Raw genomic sequence first — 22,120 nt, 5'->3', positions numbered from 1 at the left:
AACAGCCATGGCGCGCCCGGCCGGCCGCAACCGGGGGCGGTTGTTCCGGAGCTGCGCGCCGTGGCTTGCGTTCACAGGTTCAGGTGGCGCGCTTCAGGGTCATGATCGGCACATGTGACCGCCGCCCTTGTCAGCCGGCGTCGGCAAGATAACCGGCGGCAACGGGATCAGGCAGGTGCGCGAAGCGGTTCGCGCAAAGGTCGTCTGGCGAGAACCTGGACGGTTACCGGCGCATGCGCCCGCGCCCGGATTGATGTTCCGGCAATCGCCCGGCCAGTTCTGGCGCCTCATTCCTGGGCGCGCCTCCATGACGTCCCGCGCGGCGGCTTCAGGCAAAGTGTTCCTGACCAGGTGTTCCTGGCGACGTGTTCCTGGATACGTGTTCCTGGCGACGTGTTCCTGGCGACGTGTTTCAGACGAAGGCGTCAGCCATGCTCCGCCGGGCCCGGCCAGCCAGCCAGCCTGTTGACCCAGCCGACGCGCCATCCCCCCGGCGTATGTTCCAGCAGCGTCATGGACAGTGGCTCGATAACGAGGCCGAGGGCTTTTTCCGGCTGCATGTCGAGCGCCACGGCGACAGCCGCCCGGATGACGCCGGAGTGGGTGACCACAATATGATCGCCAGCGGCGAGGGCAGCGAGGAAGTCGGCGACGCGGGTGATTTGCTGGCGGAAGCTTTCACCGCCCGGCGGGGCGTTGCCAGCGGCGTCGCGCCAGAACAGCGCGTACGCGTCGCCCGGCTCCGCCGCCAGGTCTGCGTGGCGACAGCCGGTCCAGGCGCCGAAGTCCTGTTCCGCGATCCGGCGGTCAATCGCGGGCGCCAGCCCGAGGGCGGCGGCGGTCTGGCGCGTGCGCAGCGCCGGGCTGCACCAGCTGGCGGCGCTGGCGGCCTGGGCGAGGGCGCCCCGTGTCGCCGCGACCAGCCGGCTATCGCTCACATCCGCCGGCGCCCCCGGTCCATGGATCACGCCTGCCGGCCCCGCTACGGGCGCATGCCGCACCAGGAATATGCGACGCGTCCCGCTCATGCGCCGCCACCGGCCATCGCTGCGAACAGCAGCAGCAGGGAAACTTCGGTCACCTGTTCGGCGCAGCCAAGCACGTCGCCGGTGTAGCCGCCAAGCTGCCGCATCGCCAGCCAGCGCACGGCCAGCGCGCTGAGGATGGTTGCGGCGATGGCGACGACAAACCAGGTTTTCGGCAGGCAGACGGCGGCGATGACCAGCGCCGCGAACACCGCCGTCACCACCACGTGCAGGCTTGGCCGCCCGGCGGCGCTCGCCAGGCCATCCTTGCGCGCCTGGGGCGTCCAGCGACTGATCGCCGCCGGCGAGGCGCGCCCCAGGGCGCCGCAGGCGGCCAGGGTGGGGATGGCGATGGCGGGCGGCAGGGCGGCCAGCGCCGTAACCCGGGCAATGGCGGAAAACACCAGGGCCAGGGCGCCAAAGGTTCCGATCCGGCTGTCGCGCATGATCTCGAGTCTGCGCTCGCGCGTATAGCCGCCAAGGCCATCGGCCATATCGGCCAGCCCATCCTCGTGCAGGGCGCCGGTCAGCATGGCGCTGGCGAGAAACGCGATGGCGCCGGCGGCGTGGAGGGGAACGCCGGCGCGGACAAGGGCCAGATAAACCAGGCCCGTGGCGACGCCGATCAGCGCGCCAATGACCGGGAAAACCCTCAGGCAGCGGGCGACGTCCGGCCTGTCGACAACGCCGGCCGGAATGCGGGTGAGAAAGCCGGCGGCGAGGCGCAGATCGTCCCGCAGTTCCAGCAATATCGGCGGCGCCATGCGCTCCTCCTCGGGGTGCCGGCCGGCGCCGGCGCGGCGCCGGGGCGGCTCCCCTCCGCATATCGCGTCCTCCTGTCTCGCGCCAGCCGGCGCCATATGCCGCTGCCGCCGTGGTCGCTATCCGGGCCAGCCCATGGGCATGGCCGCTACCTGCCTTGGGGGCGTGCGGAAGACGATGCTTCCAGAGGAGTTGCGTCAGCCGAAAAATCTGCAAGGTTGCCATGGCGGGCGTCCGCCGCGTCGTCTGGGGGAGGCGGGCGCGCATCTTGTGGGGGAGTCAGGCATGTCAAACGGCGGCGCTGGCTGGTTGTTGCGGCCTGTTTCGGTCGCAGGCGGCGTTTTCGCCCTGCTGGCGGTGGCCGCGGCCCTGACGCCGGGGCTCATTCCCCGCACCTGGATCACCCAGGGCGCTCTTTCCGGTTGCGCCGCGGCGGCGGGTTATGCCGCCGGCGCGTTTCTGGGCTGGTTGTGGCGGTTTCTGGAGCTGCCCGACCCGGCGCGGCCCGGGTTGCGGCTGGCGCGCGCGGCCGCGCTGGCCGGCGGCGTCATCCTGGTTGGCTACGCCATGTGGTTTGCCCGCGCCTGGCAGGATGATGTGCGCCAGCGCATGGGCATGGCGCTGGCCCCGCGCTCCGATGCGCTGGAGGCGACGCTGCTCGCCGTTGTGGTTTTTCTGCTGCTTCTGGTCCTGGGGCGGTTGTTTCTGCTGGTGTTGCGGTTCGCGGCGCGGGGGTTCTCACGGCTGGTTCCGCCCAGGGTCGCGGCCCTGCTCGGCGCCATATGCGCTGTTCTGCTATTCTGGGGCGTGTTCAATGGCGTGCTGCTGCGGTTCGCGCTGCACGCGGCGGATTCCTCCTACGCCGCCGTCGACGCCCTGATTCCGGCCGAGAGCGCGCCGCCGGACGACCCGCTGGTTCCGGGCAGCATTGCCTCGCTGGTTCGCTGGGAGGATCTGGGCGCGGCCGGGCGTCGTTTCGTGACCGGCGCGCCGTCGCCGGAGGCCCTGTCCCGGTTCGCGCCCGGGCCGGTGGTTCGCCCCCTGCGGGTGTATGTGGGACAGCGCGCCGCCGAAACGCCGCGTGAGCGCGCGGCGCTGGCGCTGGCGGAAATGAAGCGCGTCGGCGCGTTCGACCGCAAGGTGCTGGTCATCATCACGCCAACCGGCACCGGCTGGGTCGATCCGGGCGGCGTCGATACGCTGGAGTTCCTGCATGGCGGCGACGTCGCCAGCGTCGCGGCGCAATATTCCTATCTGGCCAGCTGGCTGTCGCTGCTGGTCGAGCCAGGTTACGGCGCCGACATGGCGCGGGCGCTGTTTCTGGAGGTTTATGGCTACTGGACAACGCTGCCAAAGGCGTCGCGGCCGAAGCTCTACCTGCACGGCCTCAGTCTGGGCGCCATGAACAGCGAACGCTCGGCCGAACTGTTTGAGATCATCGGCGATCCTTATCAGGGGGCGATGTTCGCCGGTCCGCCGTTCCCCAGCCGCATCTGGCGAACGATCACCGACAACCGTAATCCGGGTTCCCCCGAATGGTTGCCGCGCTTTCGCGACGGCGCGCATGTCCGCTTTACCGCCCAGCGCAACGCCCTGGAGGAGCAGGGCGCCCATTGGGGGCCGATGCGCACGGTCTATCTGCAATACGCCAGCGACCCGGTGACGTTCTTCAGTTTTTCATCGTTCTATCGCGAGCCGGACTGGATGAAGCCGCCGCGTGGCCCGGATGTGTCGCCGTTGCTGCGCTGGACGCCCGGCGTCACCTTTCTCCAGCTGGCGCTCGACATGGCGATGGCGACGACGACGCCGGCCGGCTATGGCCACGTCTATGCGGCGGGCGATTATCTTGACGCCTGGCTGGCCGTGAGCGCCCCCGAAGGCTGGACGCCGGAGCGCATCGCCCGGCTCAAGCAATATTTCGCCAGCAGCGGTGAGTAGCTCGCCCCTGCCGCCTGGCGCGAAGGGAAGGGGAGCAGCGTCAGCCCGTCGCGGCTTCAGCCTCACAGAGCGCCTTGAGCTGGTCGGCGACCACGCCCCAGCCTTCTTCAAAGCCCATGGCGAGGTGACGGCGCATCGCTTCCTCCGTCCAGTGCCGGGCGCGCGCCGTGTAGAGCGTTCCGTCGCCATCCGGCGCCACCTCGAAGAAGCCGACCATGAACGGTTCCTTCGGCGTAAAATCCTCTGAAAAGGCGTCGGTCACGACGAAACGACGGCCAGGCTCCCAAGCGAGGTAGACGCCGTCATTGCGGATTTCCTCGCCGTCCGGCCCATGCATGACGCTGGTTTCGTGGCCGCCGGGCCGGGCGTCGCGCGCCACCACTTCGTAGCGCCAGGGTTTTGGGCAGAACCACTCGCCGGTGCGTTCGGTCATCACCCGCCAAACCAACTCCGGCGCCGCCGCGATATGGCGGCTGACGCGCAACTCCCAGCCGTTCGTGCTGTCGCTCATCGTCCGCTCCTTCAGGCGCCAAGCGAAACCAGCGGCGCGAAGCCGCCATAGATCATCCGTTTGCCGTCGAACGGCATCGGGTTCTTTTCCGGGTTGAAACGGTCGTCGGTTTTCATCAGCGTCTCCATGCGCTGCATGGCGGCGTCCCGGGTTGCCCGATCCGGCCACTCAATCCAGGAGAACACCACCGTTTCATCGTCCTTCGCCTGCACGGCGCGGTGGAAATCCGTCTGCACGCCGCCTGGCACATCGTCGCCCCAGCATTCGAGCACGCGCAGCGCGCCCAACTCCAGAAACGCTGCGTCGGCCGCTTCGGCGTGACTGCGAAATTTTTCCTTGTGCGCCGTGGGCACGGCGATCACGAATCCATCAACGTAGCTCATGATCCATCCTCCTTTTTCGCTTCCCCATCATGCAATCACTGTTATAAATAACAACCATGAAGTTAGAAAAAATAACTGACAACTCCGTGAAGTTGACCAGGCGCGTTTATGGTGACGCCTGCGGCCTGGCCCATGCGCTGGAGCTGCTGGGCGAGCGCTGGACGCTGCTGGTGGTCCGTGAACTGATGCTGGGTGGGCGCCGGTTCAGCGAATTGCGCGCCGCGTTGCCGGGCCTCAGCGCCAACGTGTTGACCCAGCGCCTCGCCAGTCTGGAGGCGCACGGCGTGCTGCGGCGGCGCATGTTGCCGCCGCCGGCGCGCGTGCAGATCTATGAATTGACGGAATGGGGTTATGAAGCCGGCCCGGTGATCGAGGCGCTGGGGCGCTGGGCTGCGCGTTCGCCGGCGCATGATCCCACATTGCCGATCAGCGCCGTGTCGGCGCTGCTGTCGTTGCGCGCCATGTTCCGGCGCGGCGCCGTGGGCGATGCGCCGTTTACGATCGGTTTCCACCTGGGCGACGACGGCTGGCTCGGCCGGGTGGGCGCGGAAGCGTTCGAGGTGGAGCGTGGCGACCCCGATAGCGCCGATATCTGTTTCACCGGCGCGCCGGAAGCCTTGGTGGCCTTCGTCTACGGCGGCGCGCCCCTGCCGGCGCTGGCGGAGGCGGGGAGCTTGAGGCTGCGCGGCGATCCGGCGCTGGCGATGCGTTTCGCTGACCTGTTCCGCCTGCCGCCGAAGTTCGACCCCGGGCCCTGAAACGGGCAACGCTCCGGCGTGGGCCGGAGCGTTGTCACGGTGTTGAAGCTGCTCAGGGGACCGCGATCAGGCGGCGTCGGCGACGAAGTTCTTCCAGCCGGTGGCCATGTAGTCGATGAACCTCGGCCCCAGCGCTTCGGCCGCCAGGTGGTCGCGACTGACCGGCAACGGCAGCGACGAGAAGGCGGGGTCGGCCAGCGCGCGCAGCGGGAAGTCGTGGTGAATGATGGCGCCACGGCCGATCAGCACGAAATCCGCGCCGGCGTCGAGGCAGGCCTGAGCCGTCGCCGCGTCCATGATCTTGCCGGCGACGCCCAGCGGCGTGTTGCCGCGCGGCAGGTCGGTGAAGCAGTCGATCAGGCGCTTGCCGTGATGCGCCGGATCTTCCGGCTGCTTGAAAACGCTCCACAGGGACATGTCGAGATAATCGATCTTGCCGGAGGTCATCAGTTCGGTGGCCAGCGCGCGGGCTTCATCCAGCACGATGCCGTAGCGTTCCGGCGAAAGGCGCACGCCCAGCTGGAAGTCGGCCCGCGTTTCGGCGCGCACGCCGTCGATGATTTCATGGAGCAGCCGCGCCCGGTTCTCCAGCGAGCCGCCGTAGGCGTCGTCCCGGTTGTTGCCGGCGTCGAGGAAGTGACACAGCAGATATCCATGGGCGCCGTGCAGCTCCACGCCGTCGAAACCGGCCTTTTCGGAGCGCACGGCGGCGGCGATGAAATCATCGCGCAACTGCTTCACTTCGTCGGTGGTGAGGGCGCGCGCGCCGGTTTCGGCCATGGCGATGGGGGCGACCGGTTCGGCGCCGGTCAGCTCGCGCGACGAGCGCTGGCCGGAATGCTGCAACTGCACCGAGGAGAGGCTGCCCGCGGCGCGGATGCCATCGGCGAGGCGGGCAAGGCCAGGAAGCTGTGCGTCGCTCCAGGCGCCCAGCTGGCCGTTGAAGCCCTGACCGGTGCGCTGCACATGGGCTGCGCAGGTCATGGTCAGGCCAAAGCCGCCTTCGGCCCGGCGCACCAGCCATTTGTATTCATCTTCATGCAGGGTGCCGTCCGGGTTGCTCTGCATATTGGTCAGCGGCGCCAGCATGAAGCGGTTCTTCATGGCCTTGCCGCGCGGCAACGACAGGGCGTCGCCCATATTCTTCGCGGATGCGGACTGCGTTCCATCGCCCATGGCGGATCCTTCCCGTGAACTGCATTGAGACTGCTTTCGGGGAGGTTCTGGCGCCATTTGTCGCATCTGGCAATCAATGGTCGCGCGGGGGCGCCTGGGGGGCGTGCGGAGCGTCTGGCGAGGAGAGGCAAAACCGCGCCACGAAAAGCGCGTAGAACAACCCGGCCCACCGCGCCCCGCCAGGGACGACCTGATGCGCGCTTTGGGCTATCTTCCAGATAGTTATGAAATAAGTGGCGCGCCCGAAAGGATTCGAACCTCTGACCCCCAGATTCGTAGTCTGCGGTTCTATGTGATCGCCCGTGATCGGGAAGCGTCATGCGCTATTGTATTTACTTAAAAAACAGGCGATACCCTCAGATGGATGTGAACCTATGCGATCATTTGGAAGCAGTGGATTGCTTCCCATACGCTTCCCAGAGGGTGGCCATGAAACTGACCGATGCGAACGTAAGAAAGATCGCGCTGCCCGCTGGGAAAAGCGAATCTATCTTTTGGGATGATGATTTGCCCGGCTTCGGGCTTCGCATGCGGGCCGGCGGCAAGCAGACGTGGGTCGCCCAGTATCGAATAGGAGCTAAGCAGCGGCGATTGACGCTCGGCACGCCCGCGAAACTGGGCTCGGATGGCGCGCGCAAGGCCGCCAAAGCTGCATTAGCCAAGGTCGCGCTCGGCGCTGACCCTGCTGTCGAGAAAATCGAGAGTCGGGCCAAAGCCGCTGTGACGTTGCGCGTTGCTACGGCCGATTACATGGCAGCGGCAAAGGGCGGATTGTCCCCGCGTTACTTCGAGGAAGTCGAGCGGCATCTTACGCGCCATTGGAAACCTCTGGGCGAATTACAGCTTGACCGAATCACGAGGGCTGATGTCGCAGCCCGGTTGCGCGAAATCGCAAGCAAGAGCGGGCCATTCGCCGCCAACCGTGCGCGGGCAGCGTTGAGCGCCTTTTATTCCTGGGCTCTGGGAGAGGGAATCGCAGCGAGCAATCCGGTTGTAGGCACGAACAAAGCAACCGACGAAGTAAGCCGAGATCGCGTGCTGACCGATGACGAGTTGGCGGCGATCTGGAACGCTTGCGGGGACGACGACTACGGGCGCATCGTGCGATTGCTCGCGCTGACAGGCCAGCGTCGGGAGGAAGTCGCTGCGATTGCCGATGGCGAGATCAGAGGCACATTGTGGACGCTCCCGGCCGTGCGCGCCAAGAACGGTCGCGTGCACGAAATACCGCTATCTGATCTGGCGCTCGATATCATCACCTCTGCACCGCGCCGCGAAGGGCGCGCCATGCTGTTCGGAGCCGGTGGCGGCCCTTTCTCCGGTTGGAGTAAGGCGAAGGCGGCGCTCGATGCTCGTCTCGGTTCAGAATTCGTGCCTTGGCGCATTCACGACTTGCGCAGAACGGTAGCGACCGGAATGGCGCGGCTCGGCGTGTTGCCCCATGTGGTTGAGGCCGTTCTAAACCACGTCTCGGGCCACAAGTCAGGGGTGGCCGGTATCTACAATCGCGCGACGTATCGCAATGAGAAGCGTGAGGCGCTAGCGCTATGGGCCGCGCACATCCAGAAAATCACATCCACTGGAGGCGGAAATTAATGGCCCGCCGGGATCCTAACGCGCCCATCGGCAAGAGGGCATCAAAGCGCGAAAAAGTTGATGTAGCGATTGTGCCGCGCGCGCCAGAATGGCAGCCGAACTGGGAACTGATCGAAACGGCGTGGGATTGCGAAGTCCCAGACGATGCGCGGGCCGAAATAGCCGATGCCGTTCGCACCTATCTGCGTGACGAATCGTTCGTGCGAGCCGCGCCGTTCAAGGACGACGTGGTGAAGAAGCTCGCTGCACTGCGCAAAGCCGCTGACGCCTACGCCAAGGCAATCAGGGCATTTGGAAGAGGTGCTGGTTCCGCGGCGGCGCATGCGCGCTTGCGCCCGCTGCTGCCTGTGGTTGTTGAGGACCAGAAGTCGCACTTGAGCAAGCAGGCACGCGACGCCGACAATGTCGCCTTGGCCGCCGGGTTGGCTTTGGACGAGCTAGATGGGAAGCCCCAACCGGAACCGGCCCCTGCGCTAGACCTGGACGCGGTGGTAGTCAGAGCGGTTGCGTTACTATCGGAAGAACTCCGCGACGATCCTGTGGCAATCAATGAGGCTATCAACCAAGCGCTTGCCGAGGAAAACGCCGAAGCGAGAGCGGCTACGCGGGCGGAATTGGACGACGACGACATCGACGACCATTCCGATATGATCCAGGGGGCGGCACGGGAGTGGGCTGCTTGGGATGATCTGCTCGTTGCGTTGCGCGCAATCGCCCGTCGGCATGGTCTCAATACTACAGTAGACCTCGGCGGGATCGGCGATGGCGACGGACCGGAAGGCGGCGCTTTTGCGGCCGCCGTCGCAGCGCTTGGATCGACCTTGCCCCCTGGATTTATGCGCCCACACGGGTCACGAAAAGCCTTGGCAATGGCCATTCTTCGCGCTGTAGACAAGGTACGTTACTGAAGGTGAACAGCGCCAGTCCCCCTCAGTAACAGCATCACTTTGGGTATTCCCGATACACCCTGATCCATGGCCCGCGCGCACCGCGCCGGCACAAGGATCAGGCTTATGACTTTCCATATTCAGCAGCGTCCCACGCGCATCATCGGCACCGCCGTAGCGGCTGATCGCCTTGGCGTGTCGGTCGTTCATCTTCGCCGGCTCGTGCGGACCGGCCAAGTTCCGCCCCCGATTAAGATCGGCAACCGCCGCCAGGGCTGGGAAGATCACGTCATTGAGCGCCTGATCTCCGACGCCCGCGCCGCTGCGGACCAGCAGAAGCCCGCTACGTAAGGTCGCGCCTTCGCTCCTTTACCTTCCAGACAAAAAAGCCCTTCCAGCGACGCCAATCGCGGTAGGGCAGAAATACAGGGCGGGTCATGGATACCGTAACGACGGACAATTTCCAACCAGTCTCCGATGTGTCTTCGGAGACTGACGCCAATGAGGCGCATGCCGATGCGTTCGCCGCCACCGAGCCGGCGACCGACATCAAGGGACCGACCCAAGCCCCGGCTGGCGACGAGCCTGCCCCCGAAAACCGCGTTCCCATCACGGTCACTGTGATTGACAGCGAGAAACCGATGGTCTTGAGCAAGTCCTACTCGCTCAACGCCAACGGTGAACTCGAGCGTAAGAACGGCGGACAGCTTGTGCGTGGTGAGGCTCGCAAGACCGAAATGTCGGACGCCAATGCCTTCGCTGATCTCCTGCGCAGCCTCGGCCCGCATCAGGCGCTGATGTACGGTGTCTTTGAGCACGAGGAGGCCATAGTCCTCTCGCAAAAGCGCCGCGACACGACGCGCCAGCAGAAGCTCCACCCGCCTGTCGTTTGCCGGGTGAAAGACGAAACGGCTTGGTCTGTTGGGCCAGGCATCCTCATGCTTGACTACGATCCGCCGGACGGCGAAACGCCTCACACGGCAGGGACGTTGCGTGCGGAGGCTTACGAGGCCGTTCCTGAATTGAAGGGCGCGCCGCATGTCTGCCGTCCCTCGGCATCCTCGTGCATCTATCGTGAAAGCGATAGCGCCGAACTGCGGGGACAACGCGGGCGGCGCATTTACGTCCTCGTCAAGGACGCTCGTGACATCGAACGCGCCGCGAAGGTTCTGGCGGGTCGCCTTTGGCTTGCCGGCCAAGGATACTACGCCGTCTCGAAATCGGGCTCCCTTCTGGAGCGCACGCTGTTCGACCAGAGCGTGTTCCAGCCATCGCGCCTCGACTTTGCTGGTGGAGCCAAGTGCGGGCCCGGGCTGGTGCAGCGCTTGCCCGAGCCGGAGGTCTTCAACAACGACGCGGCGTTCCTTGATACCAGGAAGGCGCTTCCGAACCTTACCGGCGAGGAAAATCGCAAGGTCGATGTCCTGAAAATGGCAGCCAAGGCTGAGGTGGCCGACGAAGCGAAGGCTGCAAGGGAGCGTTGGATCGAAGCGCGCATCAGCCAGTTCGAAGCCGAGCTCGATGAGTCCGATCCGGTCAAGCGTGCGGAAAAGATCGCCGGGCACGAGAAGTCTTGCCGCGCCGCGCTCGATGATAGTCGCCTTTTCGGCGACTTTGTCATCATTCTCGACGACGGCGCGGCGGTCACTGTTGGTGAAATCCTCGATAACTGCGACAAGTACCACGGCCGCAAATGCCGCGACCCCCTCGAACCCGACTACGACAACTCGCGCGCCGTCGGCAAAATCTTTCTGCATGGCGTGTGCCCGTACCTGCATTCCTTTGCTCACGGGGGCCGGACGTTTCGACTTGTTCGTGCACGCCGCACGATCACGCTGGCGGACGGCGAACGCGCCGACGTGTTTTACAAGGCCGCAGAAGTGCTTCGTCTGGATGGCGAATTGTTTATGCGTGGCGGGTTGCTTGTCCGTGTCGCCGGCAATCAGATTATTCCTGTCACTGCGGACTGGCTGACGCTGCACCTAGACCGGAATGTGCGGTTCGAGACGATGAAGAAGCCGAAGGATGGCGATCCTGTCCCCGTCCCGCGCGATGCGCCGATGAATTTGGCGAAGACCCTCATCGCGGCGTCGGACGAGATCGGGTTGCAGGAGCTCGATGGCGTCATCGACCACCCGACGATGGAGGTGAAGACTGGCCGCTTCATTGCCGAGCCCGGTTACGATGCGACGTCGAAGCTCTTCTTGAATCTGCCCCCCGACATTGGCGGCATCAACGAGAATGCCGATCCCGATGAGGCGCGGCGCGCGGTCGAGTTTATCTGGAAGCCATTCGAACTGTTCCCGTTCTCTGATGGCGGCGGCGACACGAATGGCCGCGTGTCGCGCGGGGTATTCCTCGCCGCATTGCTCACCGCCGTCGTTCGCCTGTCGCTGCGCACCGCGCCAGGTTTTCTTATTGACGCAGCAGCCGCGGGCTCGGGAAAAACCCTGCTGGCGCTCTGCGTTGTTGCGTTGCAGGCAGCCGATGAACCGTCCGTACTCGGTGTGGTCGAGGGCATTTCCGAGGAGGAAATCGCGAAAGTCCTCTTCGCGAAGGCGCTGACCGGCGCACCGACGCTGCTGCTCGACAACGTTACCGGTAGCTTCAAATCGGCGGCGCTGTGCGGCTTTTTGACGAGCCGGGTCTACGAAGGCCGCGTGCTTGGCGCTTCGGCCATGGCCACTGTTCCGACGAACGCCATGGTGATGCTGACGGGAAATCATCCGGTCATCGGCGGTGATCTGAACAGGCGCATCCTGCGATGTGGTCTGGATGCGCAGATGGAGACGCCCCACAAGCGCGCCTTCAAACTCGACCCGCTAGCGTTCTGCCGCGAGAACCGGCTCGACATGGTACGCGCCTGCCTCACGATCTTGATGGCGTGGCATAATGCAGGACGACCGAAGTACACGTCAGACCGCGCTGCCAGCTTCGAGGATTGGTCCGACACGATCCGCCAGTGCGTCATCTGGATTGGTCGCAAAGGATGGCTTGATGTTGACGATCCCTGCCTGTCCTTCGATGCAGGCTTTGAGGCTGATCCGGACACGAACAAGCTCGGCGCGCTGCTGGAGGCATGGCAGGCGACGTTCGGACGCTCTCGTCAACAGGTCAAGGCGTTGCATGGCCACGTGGATGGCTGGAGCAACGCGGACCTGCATGACGCCCTCGACGAAATTGGCGTTATCGAGTATGGCAAGCTGAACGTCCGTCGCCTCGGGCGCTGGATCGAACAGCGGGCCGGGCGCATCGTCGATGGTCGCAGGTTTGTGAAGGACGGATCGCGAGCGCGCGCGGTGTACTGGCGCGTAGAGACCGTGGTTCGCCACCACACGGAAGGCGGCTCGTGATGACCTTGACGACGCCGCCGTGTTTGCGGCCAAGATGTTGGAGTGCGGCGCGTCGGTCGTGCTCTCTTGCTTATTGGCTCGAACGCCATGGCGTCATCGGTTCATGCGAGACGTGCGCTCGAACGGTGCCCAGAGCGACGGTGGTGAGTTTAGTGAGTTTGGTGAAGTTTTTTTAACCCCGAGATTTTTTCAGAAATAGAAATTTTCAAAATATTACAAGCGGCGACCGGCCAATAAAACTTCACCAAACTCACTAAACTCACCAGTCACGGATCGACGGCTGCGTTCGGGATACGCCCAGTGACCGCCCAATCCTCCACAATGTTCGGGACGGCCGGGCGCGTCATTGCCGCAAACCACAGGGCCAGCACACGGCGCGCTGGCTGCGACAGCGCCATCAACGCCCTCGCTGATCGGAATCAGACGACGGGGCCCAGCCACAATCGTCACATCACTTTCTGTCACGGCAACTTGCTCGTATTATTTATTGTAGCATAAAGTAGCTGGCCCGGAGGCATGCTTTCCTGCTACTATTCCCAAGTTCCCCAATGCACTTCCTGGAGCCGTATCCCGGGGGTTAGTGCTCGTTTAGGTCGGTTGTTTTGCGGCAATCTGACGGAAAGGGAAGTTTTATGTCCGGGAACAGAGATACGACTGCAAAGATCGGCCGGCCCACCTGCTACACGCAAGAGCTTGCCGACCATATCTGCGCCGAACTGGCCACGGGGAAGTCGATGCGCACCGTGTGCCGCGCCACTGACATGCCCGCCATGAGCACCGTTTTCCTTTGGCTTCGGGAGCGTCGAGACTTTTCGGAGCAATACGCACGGGCTAAGGTCGAGGCCGCTGACGCTCTTGTCGAAGAGATCATGGATATCGCCGATGACGCCACCAACGACTGGATGGAAACCCACGACAAGGATGGAAATGCTGTCGGCTACAGGCTGAATGGCGAGCACGTGCAGCGCTCCCGCCTCCGCATTGACGCCCGCAAGTGGGTGGCGGCAAAACTGAAGCCGAAAAAATATGGGGAGCGCCTTGATCTGGACAATAGCGGGCAGCCCTCCAACCCATTGGCCGAGTTGATCCAGAGCATACAGGGAACAGCGTTGAAGCCGGTGCAACGCGGCGGGAAAGAATGATCGGGACAGCCCGAATCGCCTGATGATCCGACCATACGATCATCGTTGCGGCTTGGTCGTAGCCATGTCAGATTGGTTGGGTGGGTTGAGCAGAGAGGGGTTTCCTTGCACCTGCTCGCTTTGAACAGCAGTGCCAGTCGTCTTGCTGTTTCCGCCACTCTTCCCTGTCGCGTCAGGAATTCGCGGTGACGCGCTCGCAGGTGGCTCGTCCGAAGTCCGCACCTGCCGGGAAGAAGGGCGTGCCACAGCTGTCCCGACGCGACCGCCCCTTGGCCCGCGTATACGGATTGAACTCCAACCGGAACAGTGGGAATATTTCCCGACCCCGGAGGATCATGGAATCCGTTGGTCCTTAATCTCAATCCCTCGGTATGCTTCCGGTTGAGTCTGGGGCTTCGGACCTGTAGAATTTTGTCGCCCGGTCGCGTCAGGAATTCGCGATGACGCGCTTGCAGGTGGCTCGTTCGCAGTCCGCACCTGCCGGGGAAAGGCCCAACACATAACACCGGCCACCCTCGTCACACTTTACGGTGATGAACTATGGCTGAAGGTCCAGCCCACATTCAACTTGGTGGGTCCTTCATGCAGGGGATATCAGCGCTTGGCGAGCCATCCCGCTCAAACTGATATCTCCCGCAACAGCACCTCGGCCTGGGCAAGCACGGTCTGCACGGCCTCATCGGCGAGATCTGGTGGATAGCCGAACCGTTTGAGAATGCGCTTTACGAGAACCCTCATACGGGCGCGGGCGCTCTCCCGGTGATGCCAGTCGACGGTTACGTTCTTGCGCAGCTGTTCCAGCAACTCATGCGCGATAACGCGTAGTTTCTCACTGCCCATGGCTGCAACGGCGCTCTCGTTCTCGGCAAGCGCGTCATAGAAGGCCACTTCTTCGGGCGACAGCCCTTGCGCCTCGCCGCGTTGTTGCGCCGCCTTTATGTCTTTGGCCAGGGCGATCAGTTCGTTGATCATCTCGAGCGCGGACAGTGCGCTCGCATGATACCTGGCTACAGCATCTTCCAGGCGCATGGAGAATGCGCGGCTCTCGACAACGTTCGTGCGCATGCGGCTTGCGATCTCACCGGCAAGCAGCTTCTTTAACGCTTCAAGGGCGAGATTCTTCTTCTCCATCCCCTGGACTTCTATCAGGAACTCATCAGACAGGATGGATATGTCCGGTGAGGCGATGCCCGCCACCTTCAAGATGTCCACGATCTCGGCCGATGCGACGGCGCGATCGATCAATTGCTGAACGGCCAGGTTCTTGTCGGCCTCGCTCAACTTGCCACTGGCTGTGCGCTTTGTGATTGCCGCGCGTACGGCCTGAAAGAAGCCGATCTCATCGCGAATTTGTCGGGCATCATCGCTGGCGGAGGCGAGGGCGAACGCCTTGGTCAGTTCAAGCACCAGATCGAGAAAGCGGCGATGCGCCTTCTTCTTATCCTCCGGCGACTGTACCTTGCCTGCCTCTGTCTCCGCCCATTTAAGCACCCAGTCGATAGCCCCCGCCAGGCAGGTAAGGCGCTCCATTGGAGTACCGGTGATGCCGGGCGTGTAATCGTAGCCGTGAAAAATCTCGGACACGATCTCATAACGCTCCAGCAGGAGCGCGACGGCCTCTGCCTCATCGATGCCGGTTTTCTTCTGGTCCGAGGCTGTGTAATCGCCGAGCGCCTTTTTGAGGTTTTGGGCGATGCCGATGTAGTCAACGATCAGCCCGCCGGGCTTGTCGCGAAACACGCGGTTCACGCGTGCAATGGCCTGCATCAGGCCGTGGCCGCGCATTGGCTTGTCGATATACATCGTGTTCACGCAAGGCGCGTCGAAGCCTGTCAGCCACATGTCGCGCACCAACACAAGCTTGAGCGGATCCTTCGGGTCGCGCGCCCGTTTTGCCAGCGCGTCACGTCGGCGCTTGTTTCCGATGTGCTGTTGCCAGCTCAACGGATCAGATGCAGCGCCCGTCATCACGATCTTTATGACGCCGTCGGCATCATCGTCTGAATGCCAATCAGGACGCAGGGCGACAATTTCATTGTAAAGGTCAACGCAGATACGCCGGCTCATGCATACAGCCATCCCCTTGTATTGGGTGTCGTCGGTGCGAGCCTCAAGGTGAGCCACCATATCAGCCGCAATCTGCTGCAGGCGTTTGCGCGATCCCACAAGGGCTTCAACCGTCGACCATTTGGCTTTGGCCTTTTCGGCCTCGGTCAGCGTGTCATCCTCGACCAGCGCTTCAATTTCGGCGTCGATAAGCGGCTTCTCGGCCTCGTCGAGTTCGATCCGGGCAAGGCGGCTTTCGTAGTAGATCGGCACCGTCGCGCCATCTTCAACGGCCCGGCTGATGTCGTAGATATCGATATACTCGCCGAAGATCGCCGGCGTGTTGACGTCCGCAGCTTCAATTGGCGTGCCGGTGAAGCCGATGAACGAGGCATTTGGCATGGCCTGGCGGATGTAATGCGCATAGCCATAGCTGCGCGCACCAGTTTTGGCGTCCAGCCTTGCGCCAAAGCCATACTGGCTGCGATGGGCTTCATCCGCCATCACGATGACATTGCGGCGCGCCGTCAACTCGGGGAAATCCTCTTCGCCACGTTCCGGCGAAAACTTCTGCACCGTTGTGAAGATGACGCCGCCAGAGGAGCGGGCCAGGAGGCGCTGCAGGTCTTCGCGGCTGTCCGCCTGTTCCGGATTCTGGCGGAGGAGATCCTTGCAGAGGCTGAACGTGGCGGCCAGCTGGTCGTCGAGGTCGTTTCGGTCTGTCAGAACCACGATGGTAGGGTTCTCCAGCTCGGGAGACTTAACCGCCAGCCCGGCGAAAAACGCCATGAGGAAGCTCTTGCCCGACCCCTGCGTGTGCCAGATGACTCCGATCTTGCGGTCGCCGTCCGGGCGGCTTGCGTCAATGGCCTCGCGGATGGCCTTGCGCGCCCCGTGAAACTGGTGATAGCCGGCAATAATCTTGAACGCGCCGCTGCCCGTATCGCCAAAGACGATAAAATCACGGATCAGGGCCAGAAAATTGTCGCGGGCAAACACACCGCGCAGCAGGGTTTCCAGCTCAGGTGAGCCGCGATGGGCGAAGTCCTCGCCGGTCACTGTACGCCAGGGCATGAAGCGTTCTTCATCGGCGGTCAGCGAGCCAATGCGCGCCTCGATTCCATCTGACGTCACCAACACGGCGTTGGTGCGAAACAGGCCCGGAATCTGCGTTCGGTAGGTTTGCAACTGGTTGAACGCGTCCGTGATGGTAGCGTTTTCAGACGCTGCATTTTTCAGTTCGAGAACCGCCAGCGGCAGGCCGTTGATGAACAGCACCACATCGGGACGCCGGTTCTGGCTGCCTTCAACAACGGTGAACTGGTTCACCACCAGCCAGTCGTTGGCTGCGACATTTGCAAGGTCGATCAACCAGACCTTGTCGCCGACAATGCGGCCTTCGGCATTGCGATATTCGACAGATACGCCATCGGTTATCAGGCGATGGATGCGGCGGTTTTCTTCGACCAGAGATCCGGCCTCGCGGCTAAGGACGCTGCGAACCGCTTCGGCCCTGGCGCTTTCGGGCAGGGTAGGGTTGAGGCTGGCGATTGCTGCTTCGAGGCGCGGCAGCAGAATGACGTCAGAGAACGACCGCCGTTCAGGGGCTGCACTGTCAGGGGCGATCTCTGAGCCATGCCGGTACGTCCAGCCCAGATCCTTAAGAATGTCGATGGCTGCCTGCTCGACGGTGTCTTCGGTGAATGTAGCCACGTCGGGCAGCCTCCCAGCAATGCACGGCGCATCTGGCGTGCGCCTTATGGCAGGTCCTATCGACCAGATGCCGAATGAATCAGTAATTGGTCGAGGATAGCCTGAACCTCAGCCGGTGAAGCAGGCGCAAAGCACACAAGGTCTGCTTCAGCCAATTGAGGCATGGCCTTCAGGCCGCTATGGCGACCATAATTGAGTTCGCCATTCTTGTTCTTCTTCTTCCAGAGCAGCGCTGCTGGCGACCGCTTCTGCGCGATTGCCCCGCCAACCAGTGGCCCCGCCGCCTTTTCCATGACCCAGATATTGGGCGGCGATTTGGGGTCTTTTTGGAACATGATTTCCAGAGCCTTCCCCCTTGGCGCTGCGATGATGTGGCGCGCGGCCTTGTCCTTCTGGTGGCCGATGGGATGCTCTGTGGCGTGAGCGTCCAACAGCGCGGTGATGGCGCGCTTGAAGGAGGTGCGATCAATCGTCATGCGATGTTTTCCAGATTGAGGTCACGTACGCGTACTTCACCTGACATCAGCCGGGGCAGCAGATAGTCGCGGGTTTCGGCGAGGGTGCGGTTTTCGGCTGCTCCACTGCGTAAGCGATCGTCTAGGGGGGCGGCTAAGGCTTCGAAGGCTGATGTCAGCTTATCGCCAGGCTCAACAACAACCAGTTGCTCAAACTGTTTCTTGTTGATTGCACCAAACACAGTTCCTTCGTTGTCAAACTGCACAAGGTCGGGTTGCAACGCCTTCATGGCATAATAGGTGTACGTCTTTCCACCGGCCTTGTGCCTGGCAGCGGCGACACCACGGCCGATACAACACTCCTCCCATGCCATATTTAAATCGCCCACAGGTGCGCGAACGCTGATGAGAGTGTCATCTGGACGCGCCGTCCGGGTCGGATGAGTGCAGAATTTTCTCGGCTCCGGAAACCGGAACCCGAAGTCTGTGCGCCCTTGGAAGAACGGTAGGCCGTCGCCATTCTCGTTATAAGTGTCCCCAGGAGGCGATTGTCCCATCGTTAAGTTAAAGGCGCTGCCGACAGTCGCCGGCCGCCATCCCTCCGGCAGGCCATCATCCCCCAACTGATCCGGAAACAACGCGGCCAGTTCAGCGGCGCGGGACGGGTCGGGGGTGAGGCCACCCATGATCGCGACAGGGTCGCTAACGCCTGCCATCTTGCGACGGACGGGGCCGAAATCGACGAACCAATCACGGAAAATCGCCTGCGCCATCGCCTCCAGCGTCTCGTTCATCCGCCGGTTCAGTTCGATCTTGTCGTCAAGGGCTCCCAGCACCGAAACAATCTGCTTCTGCTGATCTAAGGGAGGAACAAAAACAGACTCTCTATGGACATCATTTCGATTGATGCCAGGCACGCCGCTTTTGTCATTAAATTTTTCCCAGTCAATGCCCTGCAGGAAATAATAGACGAATCGAGGGATGTTTCCTTGGAAATCTCTGGCATAAAGCGCGGTGTTGAGCGGCCAGAAATCTTCCCGCACGTAAAAAACTTGTCCAACTGTTCCATATCGTCCGGTGACAACCCCCGGACCTTTGACTTTCCATTGAGAGATGAACTCCGTAGGCCCCGACGACGTAACTAGTGGAAATGCACCGGGCAGCCTGTTCCTTGACGGCAAGTCATAGCCACGTTTCAGCTCAATAAACTCGCCAAGAAGTTTTGTCTGCCAACTACTCATCAGCTATCACCGTGTTGATCGCCGTCTCAATCCGCCCTTCCAACTCCCGCCCCTCGGCAAACTGCTCCGCCAACTTCGCCCGCAGCGCGCCAAACCGCTCCTCAAACGGCACCCCGTCATCCTCCACATCCGCAGCGCCGACATAACGCCCCGGCGTCAGCACATGCCCGTGACTACGCACCTCATCCAGCGTTGCGGTGCGGCAGAACCCCGGCACATCGGCGTAGGGCTCCAGCCCGGCGGCCGCGACAGTCTCTGGCTTGCCACGCCAACGGTGATAGGCGCCAGCGATCAGGGCAATATCGGCTTCGGAGAACTCCCGGCGGGTGCGGTCCACCATATGCCCCAGCTTGCGGGCATCGATGAACAGGATTTCACCCCGACGGTCACGGTGACCATTGGCGCTCTTGTCGCGCGCCAGAAACCACAGGCAGGCCGGAATCTGGGTGGAGTAAAACAGCTGGCCAGGCAGCGCCACCATGCAGTCGACGTGGTCGGCCTCAATCAACGCCTTGCGGATGTCTCCTTCGCCGGATTGCTGCGAGGACATCGAGCCATTGGCCAGCACAACGCCAGCCGTGCCACGTGGGGCGAGGTGGTGGAGGATGTGTTGTAGCCAGGCGAAATTGGCATTACCTTGCGGTGGCGTACCGTGCTTCCATCTTGCGTCGTCGTCCAGCTTCGACTGCCACCAGTCAGAGATGTTGAAGGGCGGATTGGCCATGATGAAATCAAACTTCATCTGGGCGAATTCGTCGCGCAGGAAGCTGCCTTCATTGTTCCAGCGAATGTCGGCGTCGATGCCACGCACGGCCAGGTTCATGCGGCATAGCCGCCAAGTCGTGTGATTCCGCTCCTGTCCATAGATGGCGATGTCTGACCGGCGACCTTGGTGGCTTTCGATGAACCTTTCAGACTGCACGAACATGCCGCCTGAGCCGCAACACGGGTCATAGACCCGACCTTGCGTCGGCTCCAGCATCTCGACAATCGTCTGCACGACGGAGCGGGGCGTGTAGAACTCTCCGCCACGTCGCCCTTCTGCGCCGGCAAACTGCGAGATGAAATATTCATACGCCCGACCCAACCGATCACGCGCCTCGCCATGATCGCCGCGCATGTCGATGTTCGAAAACAGGTCGATAAGCTCGCCCAGCATGGTCTTGTCGAGCTGCGGGCGTGAATAGCCCTTGGGTAGCACGTCCTTCAGCACCTTGATGTTGGCCTGCTCGATGGCCTCCATGGCGTTGTCGATCAGCCCGCCAATGTCGCCTTTCTTGGTCTGGCCGGTGACGACATCGACAAAGGTAATTTCGGGCAGCCTGGCGTTCGCCTGCAAATGCGCCCAACGCGCCTCAGGCGGCACCCAGAACACGTTGTCGGCGAGGTATTCTTCCGGATCCTCCGGCTCTGCATATACGTCTTGTAGCAGTTTGGCGTGCTGCGCCTCGAACGCTTCCGAAATGTACTTGAGGAAGATCAGCCCAAGCGCGACGTGCTTGTATTCCGATGGCTCCAGATTGCCACGCAGCTTGTCCGCCGCCTTGAACAGCTCGGCCTCAAAGCCGAGGTCGCCGCCGGTGACGCGGGTTTCCCGGGCAACCTTTAGTCTGGTTTGACCACTGGCCGGATTTGCCGTGGCTGTCGGCCGCTCCGACGCCTCACCTGTTGCTGCCGATGTCAGTTGAACGGAGCCTCCGCGCCCACGTCCAGGTGTAACGTCGCCAGAGGCGATCAGGTCCTTTTTTACGGCGTTGTACGTTTCTTCATCCCACTGCAGGCTTGCGCGCAGCTTGACATTGCCCGAAGAGCCGCCTGACTGCGCCAGCGCCGCAAGAAATTCCTCTTTCTGGGCCTGTTCAGCCATCTCACCCTCTTCGAACGTCAACGCCTGGACCCGCTGTAGCAAATCAGCATCTGCAATCGGTCGCACTGCCCGATTGCTATTCCATCTGTGGTTGCGCACACAATAGGCCCGACAAGAGACGTTGCATCGGGGCAAGCATGACGCTGTGGTTGGTGAGGTCAGGAAAGTACGGCGAGCGCGAGGCCCTGGCGCTTGCGAATGGCGTCGCTGTCATTGGGTGGGATGAGATGCCAGACCTCGCCGCGCGGAAGGAGCGGGCCAATCTGGCGGCGGCGCTCCAGGCGACCTATCCAGATGAGAAAGGCAAAACTCTGACCAACTGGGAAAGCCAGTTGTGGCCCTTCGCCCACATGATGGCGGCAGGTGATTTGGTCGTTATGCCCCTGAAGACACGCGCCGCAATCGCAATCGGTCGGGTGACCGGCCCTTATCGCTATCGAACCGATCTGGGCGACGTCAGGCATACCCGTCCGGTCGAATGGTTGTGCGAGACGCCGCGCAACGCCTTTGCGCAGGACCTGCTGTATTCCTTTGGCTCATTCATGACCGTTTGCCGGGTGCAGCGGAATGACGCTGAGAAGCGGGTAACCGCCGTGCTTGAAGGCGGGCGCGATCCGACCAATGGCGCATTCCGGCAGCCTGGGGCCTCTCGCGCTGCCGGCAAGGGCAGCGCTTCCGATGATACGATTGCTTCGGCCGAGGATGAAGCGAATGCCCCCAATCTTGGCGAGGTGGCCGACGACGCCATCCGGACGCGGATTGGCATGGCGTTCAAGGGGCACAAGCTGTCTTCGTTGATTGGCGCAATCCTTGAATCGCAGGATTATACCGTTGTCGTATCGCCGCCCGGGGCTGATGGCGGTGTGGATATTGTGGCGGGCAAGGGCGCGTTGGGTTTCGACCAGCCCCGCCTTGTGGTCCAGGTCAAATCACAGGATGCGCCGGTGGATGTCAGCGTTCTGCGGGAGCTGCAGGGCGTCATGCGGCAATATTCAGCGGGGCAAGGGCTGCTGGTGGCATGGGGTGGCGTAACGCGGGCATTGGCGAAAGAAGCTCAACGCCTGTTTTTCGAAATACGCATATGGGACTCAGGCGAGATCGTAAGCGCACTGCAGCAGAGCTATGAGCATCTGCCCGAGGAGGTCAGGGCGGATCTGCCGCTGAAACGAATCTGGGTACTGTCGGAACAGGAATCGTGATGTCGGCGCACCTGCGCGTTTTCCAAGCCGGCCGATCGCTGCGGACAGCTATGCAGCTAAGGCTCCAC

At 62.6% G+C, this 22,120-nt stretch carries 17 protein-coding genes; 8 read left to right on the top strand and 9 right to left on the bottom strand.

What is annotated here, in order from left to right:
- Positions 1 to 425: 425 nt before the first annotated feature.
- Both EV666_RS09250 and cobS read right to left on the bottom strand, forming a co-directional pair.
- On the bottom strand, positions 426 to 1,028 hold the full coding sequence (locus tag EV666_RS09250; RefSeq protein WP_132006450.1) for a histidine phosphatase family protein: 603 nt from the start codon (positions 1,026 to 1,028) through the stop codon (positions 426 to 428).
- The gene (gene cobS / locus EV666_RS09245) at positions 1,025 to 1,789 is read right to left on the bottom strand and encodes an adenosylcobinamide-GDP ribazoletransferase (protein WP_245514318.1); all 765 of its coding nucleotides are present in this window, start codon (positions 1,787 to 1,789) and stop codon (positions 1,025 to 1,027) included. Before cobS ends, EV666_RS09250 begins: the two co-directional genes overlap by 4 nt.
- 283 nt (positions 1,790 to 2,072) lie before the next feature.
- On the opposite strand from cobS, the gene EV666_RS09240 reads away from it, so the two are divergent.
- Positions 2,073 to 3,725, top strand: coding sequence for an alpha/beta hydrolase (locus EV666_RS09240; RefSeq protein WP_165909950.1), 1,653 nt, complete (start codon positions 2,073 to 2,075; stop codon positions 3,723 to 3,725).
- Positions 3,726 to 3,765: 40 nt separating this feature from the next.
- Here EV666_RS09240 and EV666_RS09235 read toward each other — a convergent pair whose 3' ends face one another.
- Both EV666_RS09235 and EV666_RS09230 read right to left on the bottom strand, forming a co-directional pair.
- A complete protein-coding gene (locus EV666_RS09235; protein ID WP_132006444.1) occupies positions 3,766 to 4,236 on the bottom strand; it encodes an SRPBCC domain-containing protein in 471 nt (156 codons plus the stop codon).
- Positions 4,237 to 4,247: 11 nt separating this feature from the next.
- Entirely contained in the window at positions 4,248 to 4,619 is a 372-nt protein-coding gene (locus EV666_RS09230) for a DUF1428 domain-containing protein (RefSeq protein WP_132006441.1), read from the bottom strand.
- Positions 4,620 to 4,705: 86 nt separating this feature from the next.
- Between EV666_RS09230 and EV666_RS09225 the strand changes: the two genes are divergently transcribed.
- The gene (locus EV666_RS09225; protein WP_342635656.1) at positions 4,706 to 5,377 is read left to right on the top strand and encodes a winged helix-turn-helix transcriptional regulator; all 672 of its coding nucleotides are present in this window, start codon (positions 4,706 to 4,708) and stop codon (positions 5,375 to 5,377) included.
- Positions 5,378 to 5,443: 66 nt separating this feature from the next.
- On the opposite strand, the gene EV666_RS09220 is transcribed toward EV666_RS09225, so the two are convergent.
- Entirely contained in the window at positions 5,444 to 6,553 is a 1,110-nt protein-coding gene (locus EV666_RS09220) for an NADH:flavin oxidoreductase (protein WP_207906380.1), read from the bottom strand.
- A gap of 429 nt (positions 6,554 to 6,982) precedes the next feature.
- Here EV666_RS09220 and EV666_RS09215 point away from each other — a divergent pair, with 429 nt between their 5' ends.
- From EV666_RS09215 to EV666_RS09195, 5 genes are all read left to right on the top strand, one after another.
- Positions 6,983 to 8,149: a tyrosine-type recombinase/integrase gene (locus EV666_RS09215; protein ID WP_132006435.1), complete on the top strand. Its 1,167-nt coding sequence runs from the start codon at positions 6,983 to 6,985 to the stop codon at positions 8,147 to 8,149.
- Positions 8,149 to 9,057: a hypothetical protein gene (locus tag EV666_RS09210; protein WP_132006432.1), complete on the top strand. Its 909-nt coding sequence runs from the start codon at positions 8,149 to 8,151 to the stop codon at positions 9,055 to 9,057. Before EV666_RS09215 ends, EV666_RS09210 begins: the two co-directional genes overlap by 1 nt.
- 105 nt (positions 9,058 to 9,162) lie before the next feature.
- Positions 9,163 to 9,387, top strand: a complete 225-nt coding sequence (locus EV666_RS09205; protein WP_132006429.1) for a helix-turn-helix transcriptional regulator — start codon at positions 9,163 to 9,165, stop codon at positions 9,385 to 9,387.
- Positions 9,388 to 9,473: 86 nt separating this feature from the next.
- Positions 9,474 to 12,389: a hypothetical protein gene (locus EV666_RS09200; RefSeq protein WP_132006426.1), complete on the top strand. Its 2,916-nt coding sequence runs from the start codon at positions 9,474 to 9,476 to the stop codon at positions 12,387 to 12,389.
- A 632-nt stretch (positions 12,390 to 13,021) separates the two neighbouring features.
- Entirely contained in the window at positions 13,022 to 13,531 is a 510-nt protein-coding gene (locus EV666_RS09195) for a terminase small subunit-like protein (protein ID WP_132006423.1), read from the top strand.
- A 618-nt stretch (positions 13,532 to 14,149) separates the two neighbouring features.
- Here EV666_RS09195 and EV666_RS09190 read toward each other — a convergent pair.
- Genes EV666_RS09190 through EV666_RS09175 form a run of 4 tightly spaced genes read right to left on the bottom strand, consistent with a single transcriptional unit; the run spans position 14,150 to position 20,853 of the window.
- Positions 14,150 to 17,290, bottom strand: coding sequence for a type I restriction endonuclease subunit R (locus EV666_RS09190; protein ID WP_132006421.1), 3,141 nt, complete (start codon positions 17,288 to 17,290; stop codon positions 14,150 to 14,152).
- Positions 17,291 to 17,346: 56 nt separating this feature from the next.
- Positions 17,347 to 17,766: a hypothetical protein gene (locus EV666_RS09185; RefSeq protein WP_132006419.1), complete on the bottom strand. Its 420-nt coding sequence runs from the start codon at positions 17,764 to 17,766 to the stop codon at positions 17,347 to 17,349.
- Complete coding sequence (locus EV666_RS09180; protein WP_132006416.1) at positions 17,763 to 18,986, bottom strand: restriction endonuclease subunit S; 1,224 nt, start codon at positions 18,984 to 18,986, stop codon at positions 17,763 to 17,765. Before EV666_RS09180 ends, EV666_RS09185 begins: the two co-directional genes overlap by 4 nt.
- Entirely contained in the window at positions 18,979 to 20,853 is a 1,875-nt protein-coding gene (locus EV666_RS09175; protein WP_207906379.1) for a class I SAM-dependent DNA methyltransferase, read from the bottom strand. Before EV666_RS09175 ends, EV666_RS09180 begins: the two co-directional genes overlap by 8 nt.
- 137 nt (positions 20,854 to 20,990) lie before the next feature.
- Here EV666_RS09175 and EV666_RS09170 point away from each other — a divergent pair, with 137 nt between their 5' ends.
- Positions 20,991 to 22,052, top strand: a complete 1,062-nt coding sequence (locus EV666_RS09170) for a restriction endonuclease (RefSeq protein WP_132006413.1) — start codon at positions 20,991 to 20,993, stop codon at positions 22,050 to 22,052.
- Positions 22,053 to 22,120 lie beyond the last annotated feature (68 nt).

The sequence above is a fragment of the Camelimonas lactis genome, assembly GCF_004342915.1.
GTDB lineage: Bacteria > Pseudomonadota > Alphaproteobacteria > Rhizobiales > Beijerinckiaceae > Camelimonas > Camelimonas lactis.
The sequence above is the reverse complement of the archived record's forward strand: the minus strand, read 5'-3'. Positions and strand labels throughout refer to the sequence as shown.

Coding starts and splice junctions, on each gene's coding strand:
- EV666_RS09250 (WP_132006450.1), bottom strand. CDS start 1,028: ATGAGCGGGACGCGTCGCATATTCCTGGTGCGGCATGCGCCCGTAGCG.
- cobS (WP_245514318.1), bottom strand. CDS start 1,789: ATGGCGCCGCCGATATTGCTGGAACTGCGGGACGATCTGCGCCTCGCC.
- EV666_RS09240 (WP_165909950.1), top strand. CDS start 2,073: ATGTCAAACGGCGGCGCTGGCTGGTTGTTGCGGCCTGTTTCGGTCGCA.
- EV666_RS09235 (WP_132006444.1), bottom strand. CDS start 4,236: ATGAGCGACAGCACGAACGGCTGGGAGTTGCGCGTCAGCCGCCATATC.
- EV666_RS09230 (WP_132006441.1), bottom strand. CDS start 4,619: ATGAGCTACGTTGATGGATTCGTGATCGCCGTGCCCACGGCGCACAAG.
- EV666_RS09220 (WP_207906380.1), bottom strand. CDS start 6,553: ATGGGCGATGGAACGCAGTCCGCATCCGCGAAGAATATGGGCGACGCC.
- EV666_RS09215 (WP_132006435.1), top strand. CDS start 6,983: ATGAAACTGACCGATGCGAACGTAAGAAAGATCGCGCTGCCCGCTGGG.
- EV666_RS09210 (WP_132006432.1), top strand. CDS start 8,149: ATGGCCCGCCGGGATCCTAACGCGCCCATCGGCAAGAGGGCATCAAAG.
- EV666_RS09205 (WP_132006429.1), top strand. CDS start 9,163: ATGACTTTCCATATTCAGCAGCGTCCCACGCGCATCATCGGCACCGCC.
- EV666_RS09200 (WP_132006426.1), top strand. CDS start 9,474: ATGGATACCGTAACGACGGACAATTTCCAACCAGTCTCCGATGTGTCT.
- EV666_RS09195 (WP_132006423.1), top strand. CDS start 13,022: ATGTCCGGGAACAGAGATACGACTGCAAAGATCGGCCGGCCCACCTGC.
- EV666_RS09185 (WP_132006419.1), bottom strand. CDS start 17,766: ATGACGATTGATCGCACCTCCTTCAAGCGCGCCATCACCGCGCTGTTG.
- EV666_RS09180 (WP_132006416.1), bottom strand. CDS start 18,986: ATGAGTAGTTGGCAGACAAAACTTCTTGGCGAGTTTATTGAGCTGAAA.
- EV666_RS09175 (WP_207906379.1), bottom strand. CDS start 20,853: ATGGCTGAACAGGCCCAGAAAGAGGAATTTCTTGCGGCGCTGGCGCAG.
- EV666_RS09170 (WP_132006413.1), top strand. CDS start 20,991: ATGACGCTGTGGTTGGTGAGGTCAGGAAAGTACGGCGAGCGCGAGGCC.